The organism is Pantoea sp. S18, from assembly GCF_045689705.1.
Taxonomy (GTDB): domain Bacteria; phylum Pseudomonadota; class Gammaproteobacteria; order Enterobacterales; family Enterobacteriaceae; genus Pantoea; species Pantoea symbiotica.
In genome coordinates, this window is record NZ_CP142688.1 from 1815765 (window position 1) to 1835833 (window position 20069).

Below are 20069 nucleotides of genomic sequence, written 5' to 3' on the forward strand. Positions count from 1 at the left end.
CTTGCGTAACTTACGGTTTCCAGAAATCGTCGAACACGGTGATCGGCGGGCGACGTTTGTGTTCGGTTTTCAGATACCAGCCTTCGATGGTTTTCGCTGCAGCGGCATCGATGGTTTTGCCTTCCAGATAAGCATCGATTTGCTGATAAGTTACGCCAAGCGCCACTTCATCCTGCAAGCCGGGACGATCATCTTCCAAATCGGCGGTCGGATGTTTGAGATAGAGGTGCTCCGGGCAGCCCAGCGTTTTCAGCAGCTGTTTGCCCTGGCCTTTGTGCAGACGGAAGATGGGGTTGATGTCGCTGCCGCCGTCACCGTACTTGGTGAAGAAACCGGTGATCGCTTCTGCCGCATGGTCAGTACCGACCACCACGCCTTTGGTCATGCCGGCGATGCTGTACTGCGCTTTCATGCGCTCACGCGCTTTTTCATTGCCACGTACAAAATCCGACACCGTGATACCCGCGTCTTTCAACGCACGTTCGCTGGCCAGAATCGCTTCTTTGATGTTCACCACTAGCGTGCGGTCCGGCTGGATAAACGCCAGCGCGTCCTGACAATCCTGCTCATCGGCCTGCACGCCATACGGCAAACGCACGGCGATAAAGGTGTAATCGTTATCGCCGCTCTCTTCACGCAGTTCGCGAATCGCGGTTTGCGACAAAATGCCGGTTAGCGTCGAATCCTGGCCGCCGCTGATGCCGAGCACCAGCGTTTTCAAAAAGGGATGGGCTTTCAGGTAAGACTTCAGAAAATCAACGCTGACGCGGATCTCCTGCTGCGGGTCGATAACCGGTTTTACACCAAGGGCTTCAATGATTTCCTGTTGCAGTGACATGAACCTCTCCTCAAGTCAGTAGCCTGACGGCACAATGCGAATCATCTGCTAAAGCTAACGCCTCTCCCCACAAACAACAAGCCGCACGGCTTGTTGTTCAGGTTATTTGCTGGCAAATCAGGCGTTTTTTGCCTTCTGCACCAGCAGATTGAACGACACAATCGCCAGCATAAAGCAGCCAAAGATGGTGCCGGTCATGCTCGCCACCGAGGTACCGCCCAGGCCTGTGATCGGCACGCTGATGGCACCAAAGGTGAACATGCACACGCCAATCACCGCCGAGGCGCTGCCCGCACGCTGGCCCTGGCTTTGCATCGCCAGCGAAGAAGCGGTGGTAGCAATCACGCCGTTACTGGCAATGGTGAAGAACAGCGCGACCAGCAGAATCGGCAGCGCGGCGCCTGTCAGTCCCGCCAGCAGCAAACAGCTTGAAGCGACAAACGCCAGCGTCAGGCCGCCTTTAAGTACACGGTATTCACCCCACAGCGGACAGAGGCGCGCACTGGTTTGTGATGCAATAATCAGGCCGAGGCCGTTAGCAGCGAAGCAGAAGCTGAAGGCTTGCGGTGTCAGGCCGTACAGCTGTTGCAGTACAAACGGCGAGGCGCCGATGTAGGCAAACATGCCGGACATCATAAAACCTTGCGTCAGGCAGAAGCCCATAAACTGACGATGCGTGACGACCTGGCCGAGCGCCGCCCAGGTAGAAAAGATCGAGCCCTGGCTACGGCGCTCAGGCGGTAAAGTTTCGTGCAATTTCCAGCGGGCAAGAAAGATCAACACGATGGCGATGCAGCCGAGCACCACAAAAATGCCGCGCCAGTTGAGCACCGTCATCAAGGCACCGCCCAGCACCGGCGCACCAATTGGCGCTAAACCGTTGACCAGCATCAGCAATGCAAAGAAACGCGTCAGTTCATGACCGCTGTACATATCACGGGCAATCGCACGCGACAGCACCGCGCCGCCTGCGCCCGCCAATCCTTCAAACAGACGCGCCACTAACAGCGAGTTGATATCTTTTGCCAGCGCACAGCCAATCGAGGCAATAAACAGCAGCACCAGCGATAACAGCAGCGGACGCAGGCGACCAAACTTGTCGCTCATTGGGCCAAACAGCAACTGACCGGCACCCAAACCGAGCAAGCCGGCGGTGAGGCTCAGCTGCGCTGTGGCGGTTTCGGTGTGCAGATCGCGCGCCAGTTCCGGCAGCGCCGGCAGGTAAAGATCGATACAGAGTGGCCCGAGTGCAGCGAGCAAGCCCAGCGTGATGGCATAAACCAGCCGATTAGAAGGTGCAGGTGTCATTAATCCTCTGTCTTTATTCATTGCTATAGGTATTTTTTCGCGGGTGATTATACGAACCGTAGCGCATCAACACAGCATTTTTACCAAATCCTAACGCTTCGGAATTTGGCTGAATTTGTCCCATAAAGTTGATAAATCTGGATTTATGTTCCAGGCTTATTCCACATGGACAAAAAACGAGGAACAACAACATGAATAAAGTGATGGGATGTATCGCTGCCGCTATGACGCTGGCAGCCCTGTCTGGTTGTACGACTTATGACAAAGCTGAAAGCTACGTAACCAAGCCGGTTGTGAAGGATGTGAAGAAAGGCATGACGCGCGATCAGGTTCGCCAGATTGCCGGTCCAGCCTCTACTGAAATCACCATGGTTCACGCCCGCGGTACTTGCCAGACTTACGTGATTGGCGAACGCGACGGCAAACCGCAGACCTATTTCGTTAGCTACAACGATACCGGTCGCGTCATGAACTACGGTTTCCAGAGCTGTAAAGACTACGATACCGATCCGCAAGCGGCTCAGTAATCGCAGCAGAATAAGAAACGGCCCGTCATTGACGGGCCGTTTTTCGTTGTGGCGCTTATAAACCGTAAGGACGCGGCACTTCGATATAATCACCACCGATCTCACGCTGGTAGTAATGGCCTTCCTGCACGTAATAGCGTTTGCCGTTGAAATCCAGCACGCGCATTCCGCCGCCTGGCGGGGCTTCAGGCGGTTGCACCACCACATAAGTGTCGCCCTGACGCTGATAGTAGTTGCCGTTCAGCATGTAATAGGTCAGGCCGCCCAGCAACACTGCGGTTGCCGCTTCCGGTAAGAAGCGCAGCGGGCCGGGACCGCCCCAATGTGGACCTTCACCCCAATGCGGACCTGGACCGGGGCCCCAACCGCCGGGATGGGCGAAACTGATTGCTGGTGTTAATAAGGTTAACGCCAGCACCGAGGCGATAACTGTTTTCATCGGTGATTCTCCTGCTGTGACTGACAGCAGAATTGGCCTTCCTGAGCGAAAACTCAAGCGAAAAGCAGCTGATTTTTCCTCTGTTTACCATGCTTAACGCTTTCCTGACGCTAGCGCCATGATTGGGGGGGAATTGGGGAGAACAGGGCATAAAAAAACGGCAGACCAATTGGCCTGCCGTTGTGGTATTGAGGAGTGTTAGCGGTGTGCCAGTTCGGCGTGCTCGTCGCTCTCCAGCACTTTTTTGTCGGTCAATCCAAGCCAGCGGCTGGTGAGTGAACCGGCGGTCATTGAACCATTTACGTTGAGCGCGGTACGGCCCATATCGATCAGCGGTTCGATGGAGATCAGCAGCGCGACCAACGTCACCGGCAGGCCCATCGCAGGCAGCACAATCAGTGCAGCGAAGGTTGCACCGCCGCCGACGCCTGCCACACCGGCAGAACTCAGCGTCACGATACCCACCAGCGTCGCAATCCACATTGGGTCAAACGGGTTGATGCCCACGGTTGGCGCAACCATCACCGCCAGCATGGTGGGATAGAGACCTGCACAACCGTTCTGTCCGATGGTGGCACCGAACGATGCCGAGAAGCTGGCGATCGATTCCGGCACGCCCAGACGACGCGTCTGCGTTTCCACGTTCAGTGGAATACTGGCGGCGCTGGAACGGCTGGTGAAGGCGAAGGTGATCACCGGCCACACTTTACGGAAGAAGCGCATTGGGTTGATGCCGTTAACCGACAACAACAGCGCGTGCACGGCAAACATGATTGCCAGACCGAGATAAGAAGCCACCACGAAGCCACCCAGCTTGATGATGTCTTGCAGGTTGGAACCTGCCACCACTTTGGTCATCAGCGCCAGTACGCCGTACGGCGTCAGCTTCATGATCAAACGCACCAGCTTCATCACCCAGGATTGCAGAGTATCGATCGCCACCAGCACGCGCTCGCCTTTTACCTTGTCATCTTTAAGCAGTTGCAGCGCCGCAACACCGAGGAAGGCGGCGAAAATCACTACGCTGATGATCGAGGTTGGATTGGCGCCTGCCAGATCGGCAAACGGATTTTTAGGAATAAAGGAGAGCAGCAGCTGCGGCGTGCTGAGGTCAGCCACTTTGCCTACATAGTTGCTCTGAATCGCACTCAGACGGGCGGTTTCCTGCGCACCTTGCACCAGACCTTCCGCGCTCAGGCCAAACAGGCCAGTTACCAGCACGCCGACCAGCGCGGAGATTGCGGTGGTAAACAGCAGCACGCCAATGGTCAGCACGCTGATTTTACCCAGCGATGAGGCATTGTGCAGTCGTGCGACCGCGCTCAGGATCGAGGCGAATACCAGCGGCATCACGATCATCTGCAGCAGTTGCACGTAGCCGTTACCGACGATGTTGAACCAGCCAATCGACGCTTTCACGGTTGGGCTGTTTTCGCCATAAATGGTTTGCAGCGCCAGACCAAAGGCCACACCGAAAACCAAACCGGTCAGCACGCGCTTTGACAAGCTCCAGCTTTGGTTGCCAATGCGATTCAGCAGAATCAGCAGCGCGACAAACGCCACGATATTAATAATGAGGGGAAAATCCATGCTCAACTCCAGAGTGTGACGCGCCATCGCCCTGGGATGGCACGTAAAACAGTAAGTCCCCGTTAGGGAATATTTAGAATGTTATCAGTTCAGCGTGGGGCGGGCTTATACCCAAAAAGAATGTTTTATAACTTTATCGCTTGATTCGACTGGTTATTGACCGTTTTGACCATTAACCAACCGACCGACGCCATTTTGTAGCGTATTGAACAATTGTTCCGGCCAGCCGTTGGCACCAAAAGAGGGCATGCCAGGCGGGAACCACAACGCATAACCGACCAGCGCCAGGCAAAGTGCGCGCTCCAGCTGGTTACCTTTCTGGCTATTCAGGATGGGCAAACGGAAGCGCCAGCGGCAAGGCCACAGCAACGGCACGCCAGCGGGCGTTAGCATATCGGCGACAATATGGCTGAGATAGCCGAGCGTCATACCTTGCAGTACATCGGCGGGCAGAAACCAGTCAACGGGCACATTAATCTGGAATAGCCACAGACTCACCGCTACCGCCAGCAAACTGTGGGTAAAGCCGCGATGACCAAAGGCGCGGGCGATGGGATGCGATAGCCACTTTAATCGCTGGCCTAACACGGATTTAGGGTGATCGATATCAGGCAGCAGGCAGGTTAACAGCGCAGCAGGCACTAAATGCCACCAATCGGCGCTGGCCAAAACTGGCGTCAGCTCCGCGCGCTTGGCAAAAATGGCGCTGGCAATGGCAAAAATGATATGGCCTTCGGCCGTCATGATGAAACCTGGCTGCATAAAACTGTCGATGCATCCAGTATAGGGATTTATCCAGTGAATGAGAATGGTGACGCTGTAACGAAGCGTTAATATTTTTCACTTTCCCGCGTCACAATGACGCGGGAAAAGAACGGGTTAGCTTAGCGCGCTAACCATCCACCATCGACTGCCAATGTATAACCTTGCACATAATCGGAGGCGCTGGAGGCGAGGAAGACAATCGGGCCCATCATGTCGTCCGGGACGCCCCAGCGACCCGATGGAATGCGGCCCAAAATTTCCTCGTTGCGTGACTCATCGCTACGCAATTGTTCAGTGTTATTGGTGGCCATGTAGCCTGGCGCAATGGCGTTAACGTTGATGCCGTGCTTGGCCCATTCGTTGGCCATCAGGCGGGTTAACCCCATCACCGCGCTTTTAGATGCGGTATATGAAGGCACGCGAATGCCGCCCTGGAAAGACAGCATCGAGGCAATATTAATGATCTTGCCGCCGTTACCTTGCGCGATAAACTGACGCGCGACCTGCTGCGACAGGAAGAACAGGCTTTTGCTGTTGATGTTCATCACATCATCCCAATCCTGTTCGCTGAAGTTGAGTGCATCCTCGCGGCGAATGATGCCGGCATTATTTACCAGGATGTCGATGCGACCGGCCTGCGCCACTGCCTGTTCAACAATATGCGGCACGACGGACGGTTTGGTCAGATCGGCCTGAATCGACCAAAAACGGCGGCCTAACGCCTCAACTTTGGCCTGCGTATCATCTGGCCCAGCGCGATTGACGCCAATAATGTCACATCCCGCCTGCGCCAGACCTAGCGCCATGCCTTGTCCTAAACCGGTATTGCAGCCGGTAACCAGTGCGACTTTGCCTTCAAGACTAAATGCGTTAAGTATCATGATTCGCTCCTTGTTAGCGCAGCGCGCTGATGGCGACGTGGTCCATGTCATCGAAAACCTGGTTTTCGCCCACCATGCCCCAGATAAAGGTATAGCGCTGCGTTCCGACGCCCGCGTGAATCGACCAGCTCGGTGAAATCACCGCCTGCTCGTTGTGCACTAATAGATGACGCGTTTCCTGCGGCTGGCCCATCATGTGGAACACGGCGCTGTCGTCGGCCATATCGAAGTAGAAGTAGACTTCCATGCGGCGTTCGTGGGTGTGACACGGCATGGTGTTCCACAGGTTGCCGTCATCGAGGCGGGTTAATCCCATGGTTAACTGGCAGGTTGGTAACACATCGGGCACGATGAATTTATTGATGGTGCGGCGATTCGAGGTGGCCGCGTCGCCCAGCGTGGCTTTCACCGCTTCGGCGAGGGTGATTTTTTTGTCCGGATAATGAGTGTGTGCCGGCGCGCTGTTGTAGTAAAACTTCGCCGGATGATTGGCATCGCTACTGCGGAAAATCACGCTCTGCGCGCCTTGTCCGACATACAACGCTTCCTGATTACCGATTTCCCAGGTACTGCCATCCACTTCAATCAGTCCCGGCCCACCGATGTTGATTACGCCGAGCTCGCGGCGTTCGAGGAAGTAACTGACGCCCAGTTGTTTACCCACTTCATGGCCGATGGTCACGGATTTCTGCACCGGCATTACGCCGCCGATGATGATGCGATCGATATGGCTATAAGTGAGGGTGTAATTGTCGGCGTCGAAAATCGTGTCGATCAGAAACTCACGGCGTAGGCCGTTAGTGTCCAGCGTTTTGGCATGTTCGCTATGAATGCTTTGACGAATGTCCATCTCAGGCCTCTCAAGAGTCAAAGGAAGTGGTCCCGATGCGGGTCTTTGGGCATCTTAGGCAGGATGAGATGTGAATTCAATAAAAATGAAACGATGTTTTATTTATTTGTGTTGGTGATCAACTTGCTTATAAAAATCGCTTTATGTGCTTAAAACAACCAAGACCTGACCTGGCTTTTTTTTTGCAAATATTCTTCAGAATTTGCTGCATCAAATTGTAGGAGTTTTCCTCCTGTCCTCAGCAGTTTCATTTATCAGCAAAGAGATTGAAAACATCATGAATACACCGGTTAACGTCATTGTCGTTGAAGGAAAAAAGATCACCCAAAGCGCGGAGCTTCCCCTGCAGGCTAAAGGGGCTCCAGCAAACATTAAAGCCGTAAAGGGCGCTAAATATCTGTTCACCACCGGAAAAGATGGTGCGGTAAACGAGCACATTATTGTTAAGCGCATCGGAAAAAATCTGCAGGTTTTCCTTAACGACGATGACGATCAGCCGCAGCTGGTTATCGAGGATTTTTACGCTAACCAGGGCGAACTGGCAGGTATGGGCAGTGATGGGCAGTACCATACGTTTGTCACTGAAGCAGGCGAGACTGAAGCCTTCGCAATGATGAATGATGGTGCGGCCATGTCGTTGATGATGGCATCGGAAAGCACAACCGGCTTGAGCGGACTGAGCATGACCAGTGCGGTGGCAGGAGGTTTATCCACGGGTTGGTTAGTTGCAGGCGCGATTGGTGGTCTGCTGGCGTTAGGCGGCATTGCAGCAGCCGCAGGCGGCGGCAGTGGCGGCGGTGGAAGCGATAATGATAATCCGCCAGCCCCAGCGCCTGAACCGCAGCCGGTGGATCTGAGTGAACTGGTGATGATGGATCGTGTTGGCAGCCAGACGGGGCCTATCGCGGTGGGCGGCACAACGGACGATGCACGTCCACTGTTTGAGGGCGTGGGTACACCGGGCAACATCATTCGCGTCTATGACAAAAACCAGCTGATTGGTAGCGTGCAAATTGGTGAAGATGGCCGCTGGTCGTGGCAGCCGGAGAGCAATCTTCCAGCGGGCGATCATGAGCTGAGCTTCTCTGAAATGAACCGTGATGGTGTTGAAGGGCCGCGTTCTGAATCTGTTGGTTTTGAGCTTGATCTGACCGCGCCGGGACGTGTTACTGATTTAACGCTTTCTGATGACGCTGGCAATCACCGTGGACCTGTTCAGCCGGGTGAAACCACCAATGACAACACGCCAACTTTATCCGGAAACGCCGAAGCAGGTGCCACGGTCGAGATCCGCGACAATGGTGAGCTAATTGGTACCGTGCTGGTGGGCGAAGACGGCAAATGGTCCTTTACCCCATCACCCGCACTTGAAAATGGTGAGCATAACTTTTCTGTCGTGGTGGTTGATCCAGCTGGCAATGTTGGTTTGCCGGTTAACCTTGGCCCGATCATCATCGACGATACTCTGTTAGACCAACCAGAATTCGGCTATATCCGCGACGGTAACGACAACGCGCTACAGCCTGGCGAAGCAATCAACACTAGCCCGATCAAAATGGGCGGTAGCGGCACACCGGGCGACATTGTCACCATCATCCGTAATGGCCAGCCTGCGGGCAGCGTAATTGTGGGGGATGGCGGTGAGTGGCATTACGAGCTGGTAATTCCTGAGGATCAGGAAGGTGCGCAGTCAGTCGGCCTGATCATCACCTCGCCAGAAGGCGAAGAGCAAGGTCGCTCTGAAGAGTTTAATTTTGATTTTGACGTGACGGCACCCGATACCCCGGATATGAGCGATGTCACCATCACCGATGGCAACGGTAACCCGCTGATTCAGGACGGATTAACTAATGCGACAGACCTGATTGTCCGTGGAACTGGCGAAGAGGGCGAGATTGTTCGTTTGTACGACGGAGATGAAGAGATTGGTTCAGTACGCGTTGGTGCAGATGGGCAATGGGCGATCCCCGTTTCCGGGTTGGAAGAGGGCGACCATCAGTTGCGCACCGAAATTGAAGATGCTGCCGGAAACCGCAGCGAAAAATCTGACAGTTATGACCTTGAAATCGACCTGACGCCACCTGTACAGGCTTCCAACGTCGGTATTGCTGATAGCACAGGCGCAGCGGTGGCTGCAGGCGACATTGTGAACAGCAGTGAGCTGATTTTCTCCGGAGACGCACAAGAAGGTGACATCGTATATCTGTGGGATGGTAGCGATCTGGCGAGCTCTGTAGTGGTTGGCGCGGGTGGGCAGTGGAGCTTGCCGGCTGAGATGACCGAAGAGCGTGAGTACAATTTCCAACTGGAAGTGCGCGATGCAGCAGGCAACAGCAGCGGTCGCTCGCCAGACATGCCGGTCTCCTATGATATCACCGCACCCGATGCGCCTGTTGTTGGCTCAATTACTGACGCCAATAATTCGGATCTCGCCGCGGGTGGTTTGACCAACAATGGTGATATCACCATGTCAGGCCAGAATGGTACACCTGGTGACATCGTTACGCTTTACGACGGTAGCAATGTTATTGCGACCGCTGTTGTTCAGCCAGACGGTAGCTGGAGCGTAATCGGTAACCTGACTGGCGATGGATTACATGGTTTAAGTGCCACCTTCACCGATGCGGCGGGTAACGAAAGTGCCAAATCCACACCGGTTGAATTCGAGCTGGATACGATTGTTGCAGAGCCTATTATTACGGGAATTCTTGACAAGGTTGATGGTGGTATCAAAGGTGATATCCCTGACGGCGAGTTCACCAATGACAGTTCGCCGACAGTGACCGGCACCGGTGAACCTGGGGCGGTAATGAGCTTGAAACTGGCTCATGGCGGTGGTGTGGGCTGGGAAGATGGCCCAGATAATCGCACGTTTACCGCCGTGGTTGATGCGCAAGGTAACTGGTCGATCACTATTCCGGAAGTATTAGCCGATGGTGAATGGTATTTTCGTACCATGCAAACGGATTTGGCAGGTAACGAGTCGGGTCTTTCCAATGACCAGCGCATCATCCATATTGATACGCAGGTACCAGCTGCTCCACTGATTGAGGGCTTTAATGACGATGTGGGAACCGAAACCGGTGATATGGTTTCTGGTGGCATCACAGACGACCAGACCCCGACGCTCAACGGTAAAGGACCCATTGATGGCGAAATCATTTTGTCGGATGTCTCTGGTGAAATCGCGCGTGTGCCGGTTGACAGCAACGGTAACTGGACATGGACGCCATCCAGCCCATTAGCGTTTGACAACTATAGCTTTAGTGCCGTTGCCATCAGCCGCAGTGGCGTGGAGGGTACAGATACCAGCAACGATTTTGTGGTGAAAGTGGCAGAGAAGATGGTGGAGTCGTTCTCTGGTTTTGCTGAAGGTCAGGACCTGCTGGGAATTACTCGGTTGAATGGCGCTACGCTGAATATTTCTAACAGCAATGGGCGGGTATACACCACTACCGGAACTGTACCTAAGATGGATGGTATGGCCATTCAGGTTGCAGCCACAGACATTACTATGTCGCTCGAGCTGGATGCGCCAACGACGAAGTTTTCATTCCTTCTCACCGGTGTACAGACCTCTCTAACGGTGAACTATTATGATGAAAACGGTAATTTCATTTTTACTGAAGAAACGGGTGTTGTGTCAAATAATACCTACATTGTGCATGAAGTACCCGCCGGTGAGTTTATTGGTCGTATCGAAATCATTTCGGTAGGTGATCCTTTTGGATTTGGTATTGACAGTCTGGAATATTACAAAGCCAATGCCGCCGATCTGAATCCGGCTCCTGCAGGCATCAACATGGTCGACGAAAACTTCAGCCTCAATAACTACGCGTTGTTGCTGGCCGGAGATGAGCAGGTGCTGGATTTGTCCAACATTGCGCAGCAACAGCAGGATATTCATAGCATCTCACTGGAAGGTCATGGCGATAACACCCTGAACCTGCGTATGGAAGATGTCCTGGCGCTGGGACATGAGAATCTGTTCATTCAGGATGGCAGCAAGCAGCTAATGATCAATGGCGATGCCGGTGACCACGTGAGTCTTGAAGCGATTGCTGGTGAAAATGGCGTTGAAAACTGGAACATGATGGGCGAAGTCACCGTCGGCGGCACGGTATACAGTGTTTATCAGGCGGATAACCACGCACTTGAAGTTCTGATTCAGCAAGGTGTTCAGACTGACCAGCATTAATAAGCTTTGATTAATCTGGCTTTGTAGCAACAAGCCCCGAAAGTTGATGTTCCTGCTTTCGGGGCTTTTCATTTTCAGTAACAGAAATAGGGGACGGTTAGCCGTGCAGATGCTCGGGTTTAAGCTGGGTTAAATCATCAAGAATCACATTGGCTAACGCCCAACGCGCATCATCGCGATGATCGGCCGCTGGCACCACAATCGAGCGCATGCGTGCGGCTTTGGTAGCAATCATGCCGTTGAAGGAATCTTCCAGCGTCACGCAGTTCAGTGGATCGATACCCAGTTTGGCTGCGGCGTCGAGATAGACCTGCGGGTGTGGCTTGCTGTACGGCAGCGCTTCCGCAGACGCTAGCACATCAAAGTATTTGCGCAGGTCAAACATCTCCAGCACGCGCTCCAGCATATGCAGCGGCGAGGCGGAGGCGAGGCCGATTTTCAAACCTTGCTGCTGGCACAGTTGCAGTGCCTGCTCCACGCCAGGTAGCAGCGGACGCGTCTCTTCCACCAGCGCCAGCGCGCGAGCAATGATGCGTTGGGTGACTTCCTGCTGATCAGGGCCGTTCCACGGCAGCGCTTCAAACCACATGCGCACAGTTTGATCGATGCGCAGACCCAGCGTATCGGGCAATTCGTGACGGCGGGTGATGTCGACGCCAAGGCTGGCGAAGATATCCAATTCCGCCTGATCCCACAGCGGTTCTGAGTCGATCAACAATCCGTCCATATCAAAGATGGCGGCCAATACAGGACGACGATATGACATACAACTGCTCCCTTGGAAATTTGGCTTACCTTAGCACGAGTGCCGGAGAAAGCCGACTTGCGGCAGGCCACGCATTTTTCAGGAAAAATTGCAGTAGTGCAGGTAGACTTAGGCAAAACTATTATCGGTTCAGGGAGACACCATGACTTACCAACAGGCTGGCCACATCGCCATCCTTAAGCGAGTGGCTGGCTGGGTGATTTTTATACCAGCACTGTTATCCACCCTTATTTCGCTGCTGGGCTTTATGTTTAAGCACAGTGAAAAGCAGCCAGGCATTGATGCCGTGATGCTCGATTTTGTCCATGTTATGGTCGACATGGTGAAGTTCAATACGCCATTCCTTAATGTGTTTTGGCAAAACTCGCCGGTGCCGGAGTTTAATGGCGGCGCGAATATCGGCTTTTGGCTGATATACATCCTGATTTTTGTCGGCATTGCGCTGCAGGCTTCGGGTGCGCGGATGTGGCGTCAGTCGCGCCATATTAAAGAGGGCATTGAAGATCAACTGATCATGGAACAGGCAAAAGGCAGTGAAGGGCGTACGCGAGCGCAGCTGGAAGAGAAAATCCATATGCCGCGTCACACCATTTTCTTGCAGATTTTCCCGCTGTATATCCTGCCGATCATTATCGCTATCGCCGGCTACTTTGTGCTGAAGCTACTCGGCATGCTGTAACGCGTCAGGCCGGTCTGGCCTGACGTTCTCCCAACACATCTTCATCTAACAACTGGCCGATGGCGAACTGCGCTTCGCCCCTCCAGTTGCCGCCGAACACATTGGCGCGATTGAGCAGGTAATAGAGCTGATAAACCGGCTGACGCTGCGAGAATCCGTCCTCCAGTGGCCAAACCGCGTGGTAGCCATCATAAATCTGGCGCGGTAAATCGGCGTAGTAGCTCATCATCGCCAGATCGCATTCGCGGTCGCCCCAATAGCAGGCGGGATCGAACAGCCACGGACCGGTTGCGCTGCCAGCGCAGTTGGCGGGCCATAAATCGCCGTGTAATAAAGAGGGTTGCGGATGATGGTTGGCTAACGTGCGCTGCACGCAATCGACAATCAGCTCGGTATCGCCATAATGCACACCTTTTTCTGCAGCCAGTTGCAGCTGCCAGCCGATGCGCTGCTCAGCGAAGAACACCGACCAGCGGCGTAACCAGCTGTTCGGCTGTGGTGAGGTGGTGATGTTGTTGTCGTAATCGAGACCAAATTGCGGTTGCTCGCTCCATTGGTGCAGATGCGCTAACTGCTGACCGAGTTGGAAAGCACTCTGCTCGGTAAAGGGTTGAGGCGGAATATATTCCAGCAGCAGGAAGCTGGTATCACGATCGTTACCGACGCCATACACCTTCGGTACGCGAACGGTTTGCGTGCGCGCCAGCAGGTCGAGTTGATCGGCTTCCCAGCTAAACAAGGTGAGCATGTCGCGGGTGTTACATTTGACGAACACATCTAACTCGCCATAGCGGATACGCCAGGCAGGATGGACATCGCCACCGGGAAGTTCCTGACGGTCGATGATTTCAGCATCACCGGCGTACTCGTTTAACAGACGACTAATGGCTGACCACATCGGGTAATCCTCTTTGTTCGCTGCGTGAGTTCGATTGTAACGCGCAAAACCTGAGCAAACCTGGCGTCGATGCCGTTTTTTTGCACTGCGTCAGGATTGTTCTTTCAAAAATGCCTCAAGCGTGGTGACGGTGACTTCAGGTTTGTGTTCGAGAGCGATTTGCGCATATCCCGCGGCCTGCTCCGCCACTTCATGCTCTTCTAACGCGCTGACAATGCCGAAACTGTTAGTGCCCAACTCATGCGGATGACCTTCATCATCACTCAACGTGGTGCTATATCCGCCATTGATCATGGCGCTATTCACTGACTGCAAGTCGACAAGCCCATTTTCCTGATACTTTAACGTTACAATGTAACGTTTGACATCATGGTCACTCATTATTCACCTCATTGTTATCGAACAGATTTCAGCGTAGACCAGCGGGCAGGATAGAGCGAATTTTAGGCGATTCATCAGCAGGAATGGCAGGTAAAGCTCTGTCAAAAAAGTTCAGAAAATTCTTCTGGCTTTTGGGCTGCTATTTAAGTAATTGCCCCCTATAATGCGCAACGAAAATGGGAAAAGTCCCATTAAAAGAGCGGTCCAGCGACTTTCCTGGCTTTTTTTGCGGGTACATATTTTTTTACAAAACTTACGGTAAATTGCATTGATTGACCGGAGAAACGCTTCAGACTCTTCGTTTTTTAAACTGTCGTACGGGTTACTTTTAATGAAAGCCTTTAACAAGCTGTCCGCTGTTTTATTGCTCTCTGCTGGAGCATTTTGTCACCAGGCATTTGCAGATAACGCCGTTTTCACCTCCATGGATGACCCTTCAACGGCGAAAAAACCGTTTGAAGGCAGTGCGTCAGCGGGTTACCTGGCTCAAACCGGTAACACCACCAGTTCTTCGCTGAGTGCGGCTACCAATATGACGTGGTACCAAACCAACACCGCACTGAGCCTGTGGGGTAACGCCTCGAACAACTCCTCTAACGATGAGCGTTCATCTGAGACCTACAACATCGGTGGCCGTAGCCGTTATAACCTTAACAGCGCCGATTACCTGTTTGGTCAGGCGAGCTGGTTGAGCGACCGTTTCAACGGTTATGACTCACGCGATGTACTGACCGCCGGTTACGGTCGTCAGCTCCTTAACGGTCCGGTTCACTCACTGCGTGCTGAATTCGGTCCGGGTGTGCGTTACGACGATTTCCATGATGGCGGCCATGAAACCAAAGCATTAGGTTATGGTGCAGTGAGTTATCAATGGCAGCTGACAGATACCACCAAATTCATCCAGGGTGTTTCTGTGCTGAGCAGCTTCGGTGAAGACACCACGCTGAACTCAGAGACTGCACTGCAGGTGGCCATCAATGCTCACTTCGCGCTGAAGCTGGGCTACAACGTGACCTGGAACAACAATCCGCCAGAATCTGCGCCGGATCGTACCGATACCAAAACCACGATCCAGCTCTCATACTCAATGTAAGCGAGACGGATGTGAATCACCGCTGCCAGGCCTGCGCCTCGCAGCGGTTTTTTTTATTTCTCTTTAGCTTAGCGAATTTCCGCACGGGTTTTGATCGGCGGCGAAAGCTGCTATTATCATCGCCGCTTTACATTCCTGGCGTCATTCCGACAACGTGGGTCTGACATCACGCCGGGTTACACACTACAAAACTCATTTTTGCATGTAGGCTTTCGTGTGGCTTACCACTGCAATTAAGGATATGAAATGCCAGTAATTACTCTTCCTGATGGCAGCCAGCGCAGCTTTGACCGTCCGGTCAGCGTGATGGATATTGCGTTGGATATTGGACCGGGTTTGGCGAAAGCCTGTATCGCGGGTCGCGTGAATGGCGAGTTGGTTGATGCGGTTGATCCGATCACCGAAGACGCTCAGGTCGCGATTATTACCGCTAAAGACGACGCCGGTTTAGAAATCATTCGTCACTCTTGCGCGCACCTGTTAGGGCATGCGATTAAGCAGCTGTGGCCAAACACCAAGATGGCTATCGGCCCGGTGATTGATAACGGTTTCTATTATGACGTCGACCTGGAACATACCTTAACCCAGGAAGATCTTGAGCTGCTGGAAAAGCGTATGCACCAGTTGGCTGAAAGCAACTACGATGTGGTGAAGAAAAAGGTGAGCTGGCAGGAAGCACGTGACGTGTTTGCTGAGCGTGGCGAAAGCTACAAAACCACCATTCTTGACGAGAACATCAGCCACGACGATCGTCCTGGCTTGTATCACCATGAAGAATACATCGACATGTGCCGCGGTCCGCACGTGCCGAACATGCGTTTCTGCCATCACTTTAAACTGCAGAAAATCTCCGGGGCTTACTGGCGCGGCAACAGCGATAACAAAATGCTGCAGCGTATTTACGGTACGGCCTGGGCGGATAAAAAGCAGCTGGCTGCTTATTTGCAGCGTCTGGAAGAAGCGGCGAAGCGCGATCACCGTAAAATCGGTAAGCAGCTTGATCTCTACCACATGCAGGAAGAAGCTCCGGGCATGGTGTTCTGGCACAATGACGGCTGGACCATCTTCCGCGAGCTGGAAGTGTTTGTGCGTACCAAGCTGAAAGAGTACGACTACCAGGAAGTGAAAGGTCCGTTCATGATGGACCGCGTGCTGTGGGAAAAAACCGGGCACTGGGAGAACTATAAAGAAGCAATGTTCACCACCTCTTCAGAGAACCGTGAATATTGCATCAAGCCGATGAACTGCCCAGGCCACGTTCAGATCTTTAATCAGGGTCTGAAATCCTACCGCGACCTGCCGCTGCGTATGGCGGAATTTGGTAGCTGCCATCGTAACGAGCCATCAGGTGCCTTGCATGGTCTGATGCGCGTACGCGGCTTTACCCAGGATGATGCTCACGTCTTCTGTACCGAAGATCAGGTACGTGATGAAGTGAACAGCTGTATCCGCATGGTCTACGACATGTACAGCACCTTCGGTTTTGAAAAAATCGTGGTGAAACTGTCGACCCGTCCGGAAAAACGTATCGGTACCGACGAAATGTGGGATCGTGCGGAAGTGGATTTGGCAGAAGCGCTGAAAGAGAATGACATTCCATTCGAATATCAGCCGGGAGAAGGCGCCTTCTACGGCCCTAAAATTGAGTTTACCCTGTACGATTGTCTCGACCGCGCCTGGCAGTGTGGTACCGTTCAGCTAGACTTCTCCCTGCCGAAACGTCTGGACGCGACTTTTGTCGGTGAAAACAACGATCGTCAGACACCGGTGATGATTCACCGCGCAATTCTCGGTTCAATGGAGCGCTTTATCGGCATCCTGACCGAAGAGTTCGCTGGATTCTTCCCGAGTTGGCTGGCACCAGTGCAAGCTGTGGTGATGAATATCACCGACAGTCAGTCAGAATACGTCAGCGAATTGACAAAGAAACTGCAGAATGCAGGTATTCGTGTCAAAGCGGACTTGAGAAACGAGAAGATAGGCTTTAAAATCCGCGAGCACACACTACGTCGCGTCCCTTATATGCTGGTTTGCGGTGACAAAGAGGTGGAAGCAGGCAAAGTTGCCGTGCGCACCCGCCGTGGTAAAGACCTTGGGAGCATGGACGTAGATGTGTTTGTTGAGAAGCTGCAACAAGAGATTCGCAGCCGACATCTTCACCAATTAGAGGAAACAGGTTATTAAAGGCGGAAAACGAGTACAACCAACACGTCCGAACCGTATCAACGGCGAAATCCGTGCTACCGAAGTGCGCTTATCTGGCGTAGACGGCGAGCAACTTGGCATTGTCACCCTGCGTGAAGCCATTGAGAAAGCTGAAGAAGCCGGCGTAGATTTAGTTGAAATCAGCCCGAACGCCGAACCGCCGGTTTGCCGTATCATGGATTACGGCAAGTTCCTTTATGAAAAAAGCAAGTCTTCTAAGGAACAGAAGAAGAAGCAGAAAGTTATCCAGGTTAAGGAAATCAAATTCCGTCCTGGTACCGATGATGGCGACTATCAGGTCAAACTACGCAACCTGATTCGCTTTCTGGAAGAGGGCGATAAAGCCAAAATTACGCTGCGTTTCCGCGGTCGTGAGATGGCGCACCAGCAGATCGGTATGGAAGTGCTTAACCGCGTCCGTAAAGATCTGTGTGAAGACATGGATCTGGCGATTGTCGAATCCTTCCCTTCGAAGATCGAAGGTCGTCAGATGATCATGGTGCTCGCTCCTAAGAAGAAACAGTAGGCCTTCAAGTAATAAAGCCGCGCAGCGCTTGCGTTGTGCGGATTTTTATTCGCCTGTCTGATTCATTTTATTAACAATGCGAAGTGGATATTTGTAAAAATGCCAAAGATTAAAACTGTACGTGGCGCCGCTAAGCGCTTCAAGAAGACCGCTTCTGGCGGCTTCAAGCGTAAGCACGCGAACCTGCGTCATATTCTGACTAAAAAGTCTACTAAGCGTAAACGTCACCTGCGTCCGAAAGGCATGGTGTCTAAAGGCGATCTGGGTCTGGTTATTGCCTGCCTGCCGTACGCATAAGTAAAATTTTTTTAGTTTAGTTCCCCGATAGATTTCGGGTTGCAGCAAGGCGGCAACTGAATGAATCCCTGAGCTTACATCAGTAAGTGACTGGGATGAATGAAGACAGCCAACGCCGCTGCGGCACGAAAGATGAAGGGGAAATCACAGAATATGATATAGGAGAGCTCACATGGCTCGCGTTAAACGTGGTGTAATTGCTCGCGCACGTCACAAGAAAATCTTAAAACAAGCTAAAGGCTACTATGGTGCACGTTCACGTGTATACCGCGTTGCCTTCCAGGCTGTTATCAAAGCTGGTCAGTATGCTTACCGTGACCGTCGTCAACGTAAGCGTCAGTTCCGTCAACTGTGGATCGCGCGTATCAACGCTGCGGCTCGTCAGAACGGTATCTCTTACAGCCGTTTCATCAATGGCCTGAAAAAAGCCTCTATTGAAATCGACCGTAAGATTCTGGCTGACATCGCTGTATTCGACAAAGTGACATTTACTGCACTTGTTGAAAAAGCAAAATCAGCTCTGGCGTAAGTCAGTTGAAAAAGGGAGCTTGCTCCCTTTTTTATTACCCGCAACTCACGCAAAAGATTGACATTTTGGCCGCTGCGCATTTCAATAGTGCGGTTTCTAAATATGACAAGGTAACGCAAGCATGAATGCTGCTATTTTCCGTTTCTTTTTTTACTTTAGCGCCTGAACATCAGGGGCTTTTGCGCATAAGAAAAGAAACGAAAAATCGCGCTAAAAGCCTCCCTCGTGGAGGCTTTTTTGTTTCTGGCGACACTTAATCGGATCAGCTGATCCCAACGAGAACTGACCAGCCCGGCTGGAAGAAGAGGAAATCATGTCCCAACTCGCAGACCTGGTGGCTCGTGCCACGGCCGCCATCGACGAGGCGGCGGATATCGCTGCTCTGGACGCCGTGCGCGTCGAATTTCTGGGTAAGAAAGGGCATCTGACGCTGCAAATGACCACCCTGCGTGAACTGCCAGCAGAAGAGCGCCCGGCAGCGGGTGCGGTCATCAACGATGCCAAACAGCAAGTGCAGGATCGCCTTACCGCGCGCAAAGATACGCTGGAAAGCGCCGAGCTGAATGCGCGTCTGGCTGCGGAAACCATCGACGTGTCGCTGCCTGGCCGTCGCGTTGAGAATGGCGGCTTGCATCCGGTGACCCGCACTATTGATCGTATTGAAACCTTCTTCGGCGAACTGGGGTTCGCGGTAGTGACAGGTCCGGAAATTGAAGACGATTATCACAATTTTGATGCGCTAAATATTCCCGGCCATCACCCGGCACGTGCCGATCACGATACCTTCTGGTTCGATGCCACGCGTTTGCTGCGCACCCAAACCTCAGGCGTGCAGATTCGCACCATGAAAAACCAGCAGCCGCCGATCCGCATCATCGCGCCAGGCCGTGTTTATCGTAACGACTACGATCAGACGCACACGCCGATGTTCCATCAGATGGAAGGTTTGATTGTCGATAAGGACATCAGCTTTACCAACCTGAAAGGCACGCTGCACGATTTCCTGAACAACTTCTTCGAAGAGAATTTGCAAATTCGCTTCCGTCCTTCTTACTTCCCGTTCACCGAACCGTCCGCAGAAGTGGATGTGATGGGTAAAAACGGCAAGTGGCTGGAAGTGCTGGGTTGCGGCATGGTGCATCCGAACGTGTTGCGAAATGTCGGCATCGATCCGGAAATTTATTCGGGCTTTGCGTTTGGCATGGGCATGGAGCGTCTCACCATGCTGCGCTACGGTGTGACCGATCTGCGCGCCTTCTTCGAAAATGATCTACGTTTCCTCAAACAATTTAAATAAGG

At 52.9% G+C, this 20069-nt stretch carries 20 protein-coding genes and 1 other annotated feature; of the genes, 10 read left to right on the forward strand and 10 right to left on the reverse strand.

Annotated features, from left to right (window positions below; all coding sequences use genetic code 11):
• Nucleotides 1–10: 10 nt before the first annotated feature.
• Together nadE and VIJ98_RS08420 are read right to left on the reverse strand one after the other, a co-directional pair.
• Nucleotides 11–838: an ammonia-dependent NAD(+) synthetase gene (nadE, locus tag VIJ98_RS08415; RefSeq protein WP_008102906.1), complete on the reverse strand. Its 828-nt coding sequence runs from the start codon at nt 836–838 to the stop codon at nt 11–13.
• A 117-nt stretch (nt 839–955) separates the two neighbouring features.
• On the reverse strand, nt 956–2146 hold the full coding sequence (locus VIJ98_RS08420; RefSeq protein WP_091003186.1) for a multidrug effflux MFS transporter: 1191 nt from the start codon (nt 2144–2146) through the stop codon (nt 956–958).
• Between the two features lie 191 nt (nt 2147–2337).
• Here VIJ98_RS08420 and osmE point away from each other — a divergent pair, with 191 nt between their 5' ends.
• Complete coding sequence (osmE, locus tag VIJ98_RS08425) at nt 2338–2673, forward strand: osmotically-inducible lipoprotein OsmE (RefSeq protein WP_007892614.1); 336 nt, start codon at nt 2338–2340, stop codon at nt 2671–2673.
• Between the two features lie 55 nt (nt 2674–2728).
• Here the strand turns inward: osmE and VIJ98_RS08430 are convergent, their stop codons facing one another.
• The 5 genes from VIJ98_RS08430 to kduI form a co-directional block, all read right to left on the reverse strand.
• Complete coding sequence (locus VIJ98_RS08430) at nt 2729–3112, reverse strand: DUF6515 family protein (RefSeq protein WP_154194115.1); 384 nt, start codon at nt 3110–3112, stop codon at nt 2729–2731.
• Between the two features lie 198 nt (nt 3113–3310).
• The gene (locus VIJ98_RS08435) at nt 3311–4702 is read right to left on the reverse strand and encodes an L-cystine transporter (protein ID WP_154152512.1); all 1392 of its coding nucleotides are present in this window, start codon (nt 4700–4702) and stop codon (nt 3311–3313) included.
• 153 nt (nt 4703–4855) lie between these two features.
• Nucleotides 4856–5446, reverse strand: coding sequence for a metal-dependent hydrolase (locus tag VIJ98_RS08440; RefSeq protein ID WP_312664135.1), 591 nt, complete (start codon nt 5444–5446; stop codon nt 4856–4858).
• 140 nt (nt 5447–5586) lie between these two features.
• Nucleotides 5587–6348, reverse strand: a complete 762-nt coding sequence (kduD, locus tag VIJ98_RS08445) for a 2-dehydro-3-deoxy-D-gluconate 5-dehydrogenase KduD (RefSeq protein WP_154183282.1) — start codon at nt 6346–6348, stop codon at nt 5587–5589.
• Between the two features lie 13 nt (nt 6349–6361).
• Nucleotides 6362–7198: a 5-dehydro-4-deoxy-D-glucuronate isomerase gene (gene kduI, locus VIJ98_RS08450; RefSeq protein ID WP_323273356.1), complete on the reverse strand. Its 837-nt coding sequence runs from the start codon at nt 7196–7198 to the stop codon at nt 6362–6364.
• Nucleotides 7199–7475: 277 nt separating this feature from the next.
• On the opposite strand from kduI, the gene VIJ98_RS08455 reads away from it, so the two are divergent.
• Complete coding sequence (locus VIJ98_RS08455; RefSeq protein WP_323273358.1) at nt 7476–11396, forward strand: Ig-like domain-containing protein; 3921 nt, start codon at nt 7476–7478, stop codon at nt 11394–11396.
• 97 nt (nt 11397–11493) lie between these two features.
• Here VIJ98_RS08455 and hxpB read toward each other — a convergent pair whose 3' ends face one another.
• Complete coding sequence (gene hxpB, locus VIJ98_RS08460; protein WP_154194120.1) at nt 11494–12162, reverse strand: hexitol phosphatase HxpB; 669 nt, start codon at nt 12160–12162, stop codon at nt 11494–11496.
• 142 nt (nt 12163–12304) lie between these two features.
• On the opposite strand from hxpB, the gene VIJ98_RS08465 reads away from it, so the two are divergent.
• Nucleotides 12305–12841, forward strand: a complete 537-nt coding sequence (locus VIJ98_RS08465) for a YniB family protein (protein WP_154152494.1) — start codon at nt 12305–12307, stop codon at nt 12839–12841.
• A 4-nt stretch (nt 12842–12845) separates the two neighbouring features.
• On the opposite strand, the gene VIJ98_RS08470 is transcribed toward VIJ98_RS08465, so the two are convergent.
• Both VIJ98_RS08470 and ghoS read right to left on the reverse strand, forming a co-directional pair.
• Nucleotides 12846–13739, reverse strand: coding sequence for a fructosamine kinase family protein (locus VIJ98_RS08470; RefSeq protein WP_323273362.1), 894 nt, complete (start codon nt 13737–13739; stop codon nt 12846–12848).
• A 90-nt stretch (nt 13740–13829) separates the two neighbouring features.
• A complete protein-coding gene (ghoS, locus tag VIJ98_RS08475) occupies nt 13830–14120 on the reverse strand; it encodes a type V toxin-antitoxin system endoribonuclease antitoxin GhoS (protein ID WP_323273364.1) in 291 nt (96 codons plus the stop codon).
• A gap of 331 nt (nt 14121–14451) precedes the next feature.
• On the opposite strand from ghoS, the gene VIJ98_RS08480 reads away from it, so the two are divergent.
• The 7 genes from VIJ98_RS08480 to pheS all read left to right on the forward strand — a co-directional run bounded on the left by VIJ98_RS08480 (nt 14452) and on the right by pheS (nt 20067).
• The gene (locus VIJ98_RS08480; protein ID WP_061716706.1) at nt 14452–15213 is read left to right on the forward strand and encodes a YdiY family protein; all 762 of its coding nucleotides are present in this window, start codon (nt 14452–14454) and stop codon (nt 15211–15213) included.
• Between the two features lie 246 nt (nt 15214–15459).
• On the forward strand, nt 15460–17397 hold the full coding sequence (gene thrS / locus VIJ98_RS08485; protein WP_007892653.1) for a threonine--tRNA ligase: 1938 nt from the start codon (nt 15460–15462) through the stop codon (nt 17395–17397).
• Nucleotides 17393–17944 carry a translation initiation factor IF-3 gene (gene infC / locus VIJ98_RS08490; RefSeq protein ID WP_036647992.1) on the forward strand — a complete coding sequence of 184 codons (552 nt, stop codon included), beginning with the start codon at nt 17393–17395 and terminating at the stop codon, nt 17942–17944. The genes thrS and infC overlap by 5 nt, the downstream gene beginning before the upstream one ends.
• A gap of 99 nt (nt 17945–18043) precedes the next feature.
• Nucleotides 18044–18241: a 50S ribosomal protein L35 gene (rpmI, locus tag VIJ98_RS08495; protein WP_004157374.1), complete on the forward strand. Its 198-nt coding sequence runs from the start codon at nt 18044–18046 to the stop codon at nt 18239–18241.
• Between the two features lie 172 nt (nt 18242–18413).
• Nucleotides 18414–18770, forward strand: coding sequence for a 50S ribosomal protein L20 (gene rplT, locus VIJ98_RS08500; RefSeq protein ID WP_007892678.1), 357 nt, complete (start codon nt 18414–18416; stop codon nt 18768–18770).
• Nucleotides 18771–18886: 116 nt separating this feature from the next.
• Nucleotides 18887–19012 (forward strand) — a sequence feature (Phe leader region).
• Nucleotides 18892–18936: a pheST operon leader peptide PheM gene (gene pheM / locus VIJ98_RS08505; RefSeq protein WP_106120997.1), complete on the forward strand. Its 45-nt coding sequence runs from the start codon at nt 18892–18894 to the stop codon at nt 18934–18936. (Overlaps the previous feature by 45 nt.)
• 71 nt (nt 19013–19083) lie before the next feature.
• On the forward strand, nt 19084–20067 hold the full coding sequence (gene pheS / locus VIJ98_RS08510) for a phenylalanine--tRNA ligase subunit alpha (RefSeq protein WP_154152484.1): 984 nt from the start codon (nt 19084–19086) through the stop codon (nt 20065–20067).
• The last annotated feature ends 2 nt before the right edge of the window (nt 20068–20069 follow it).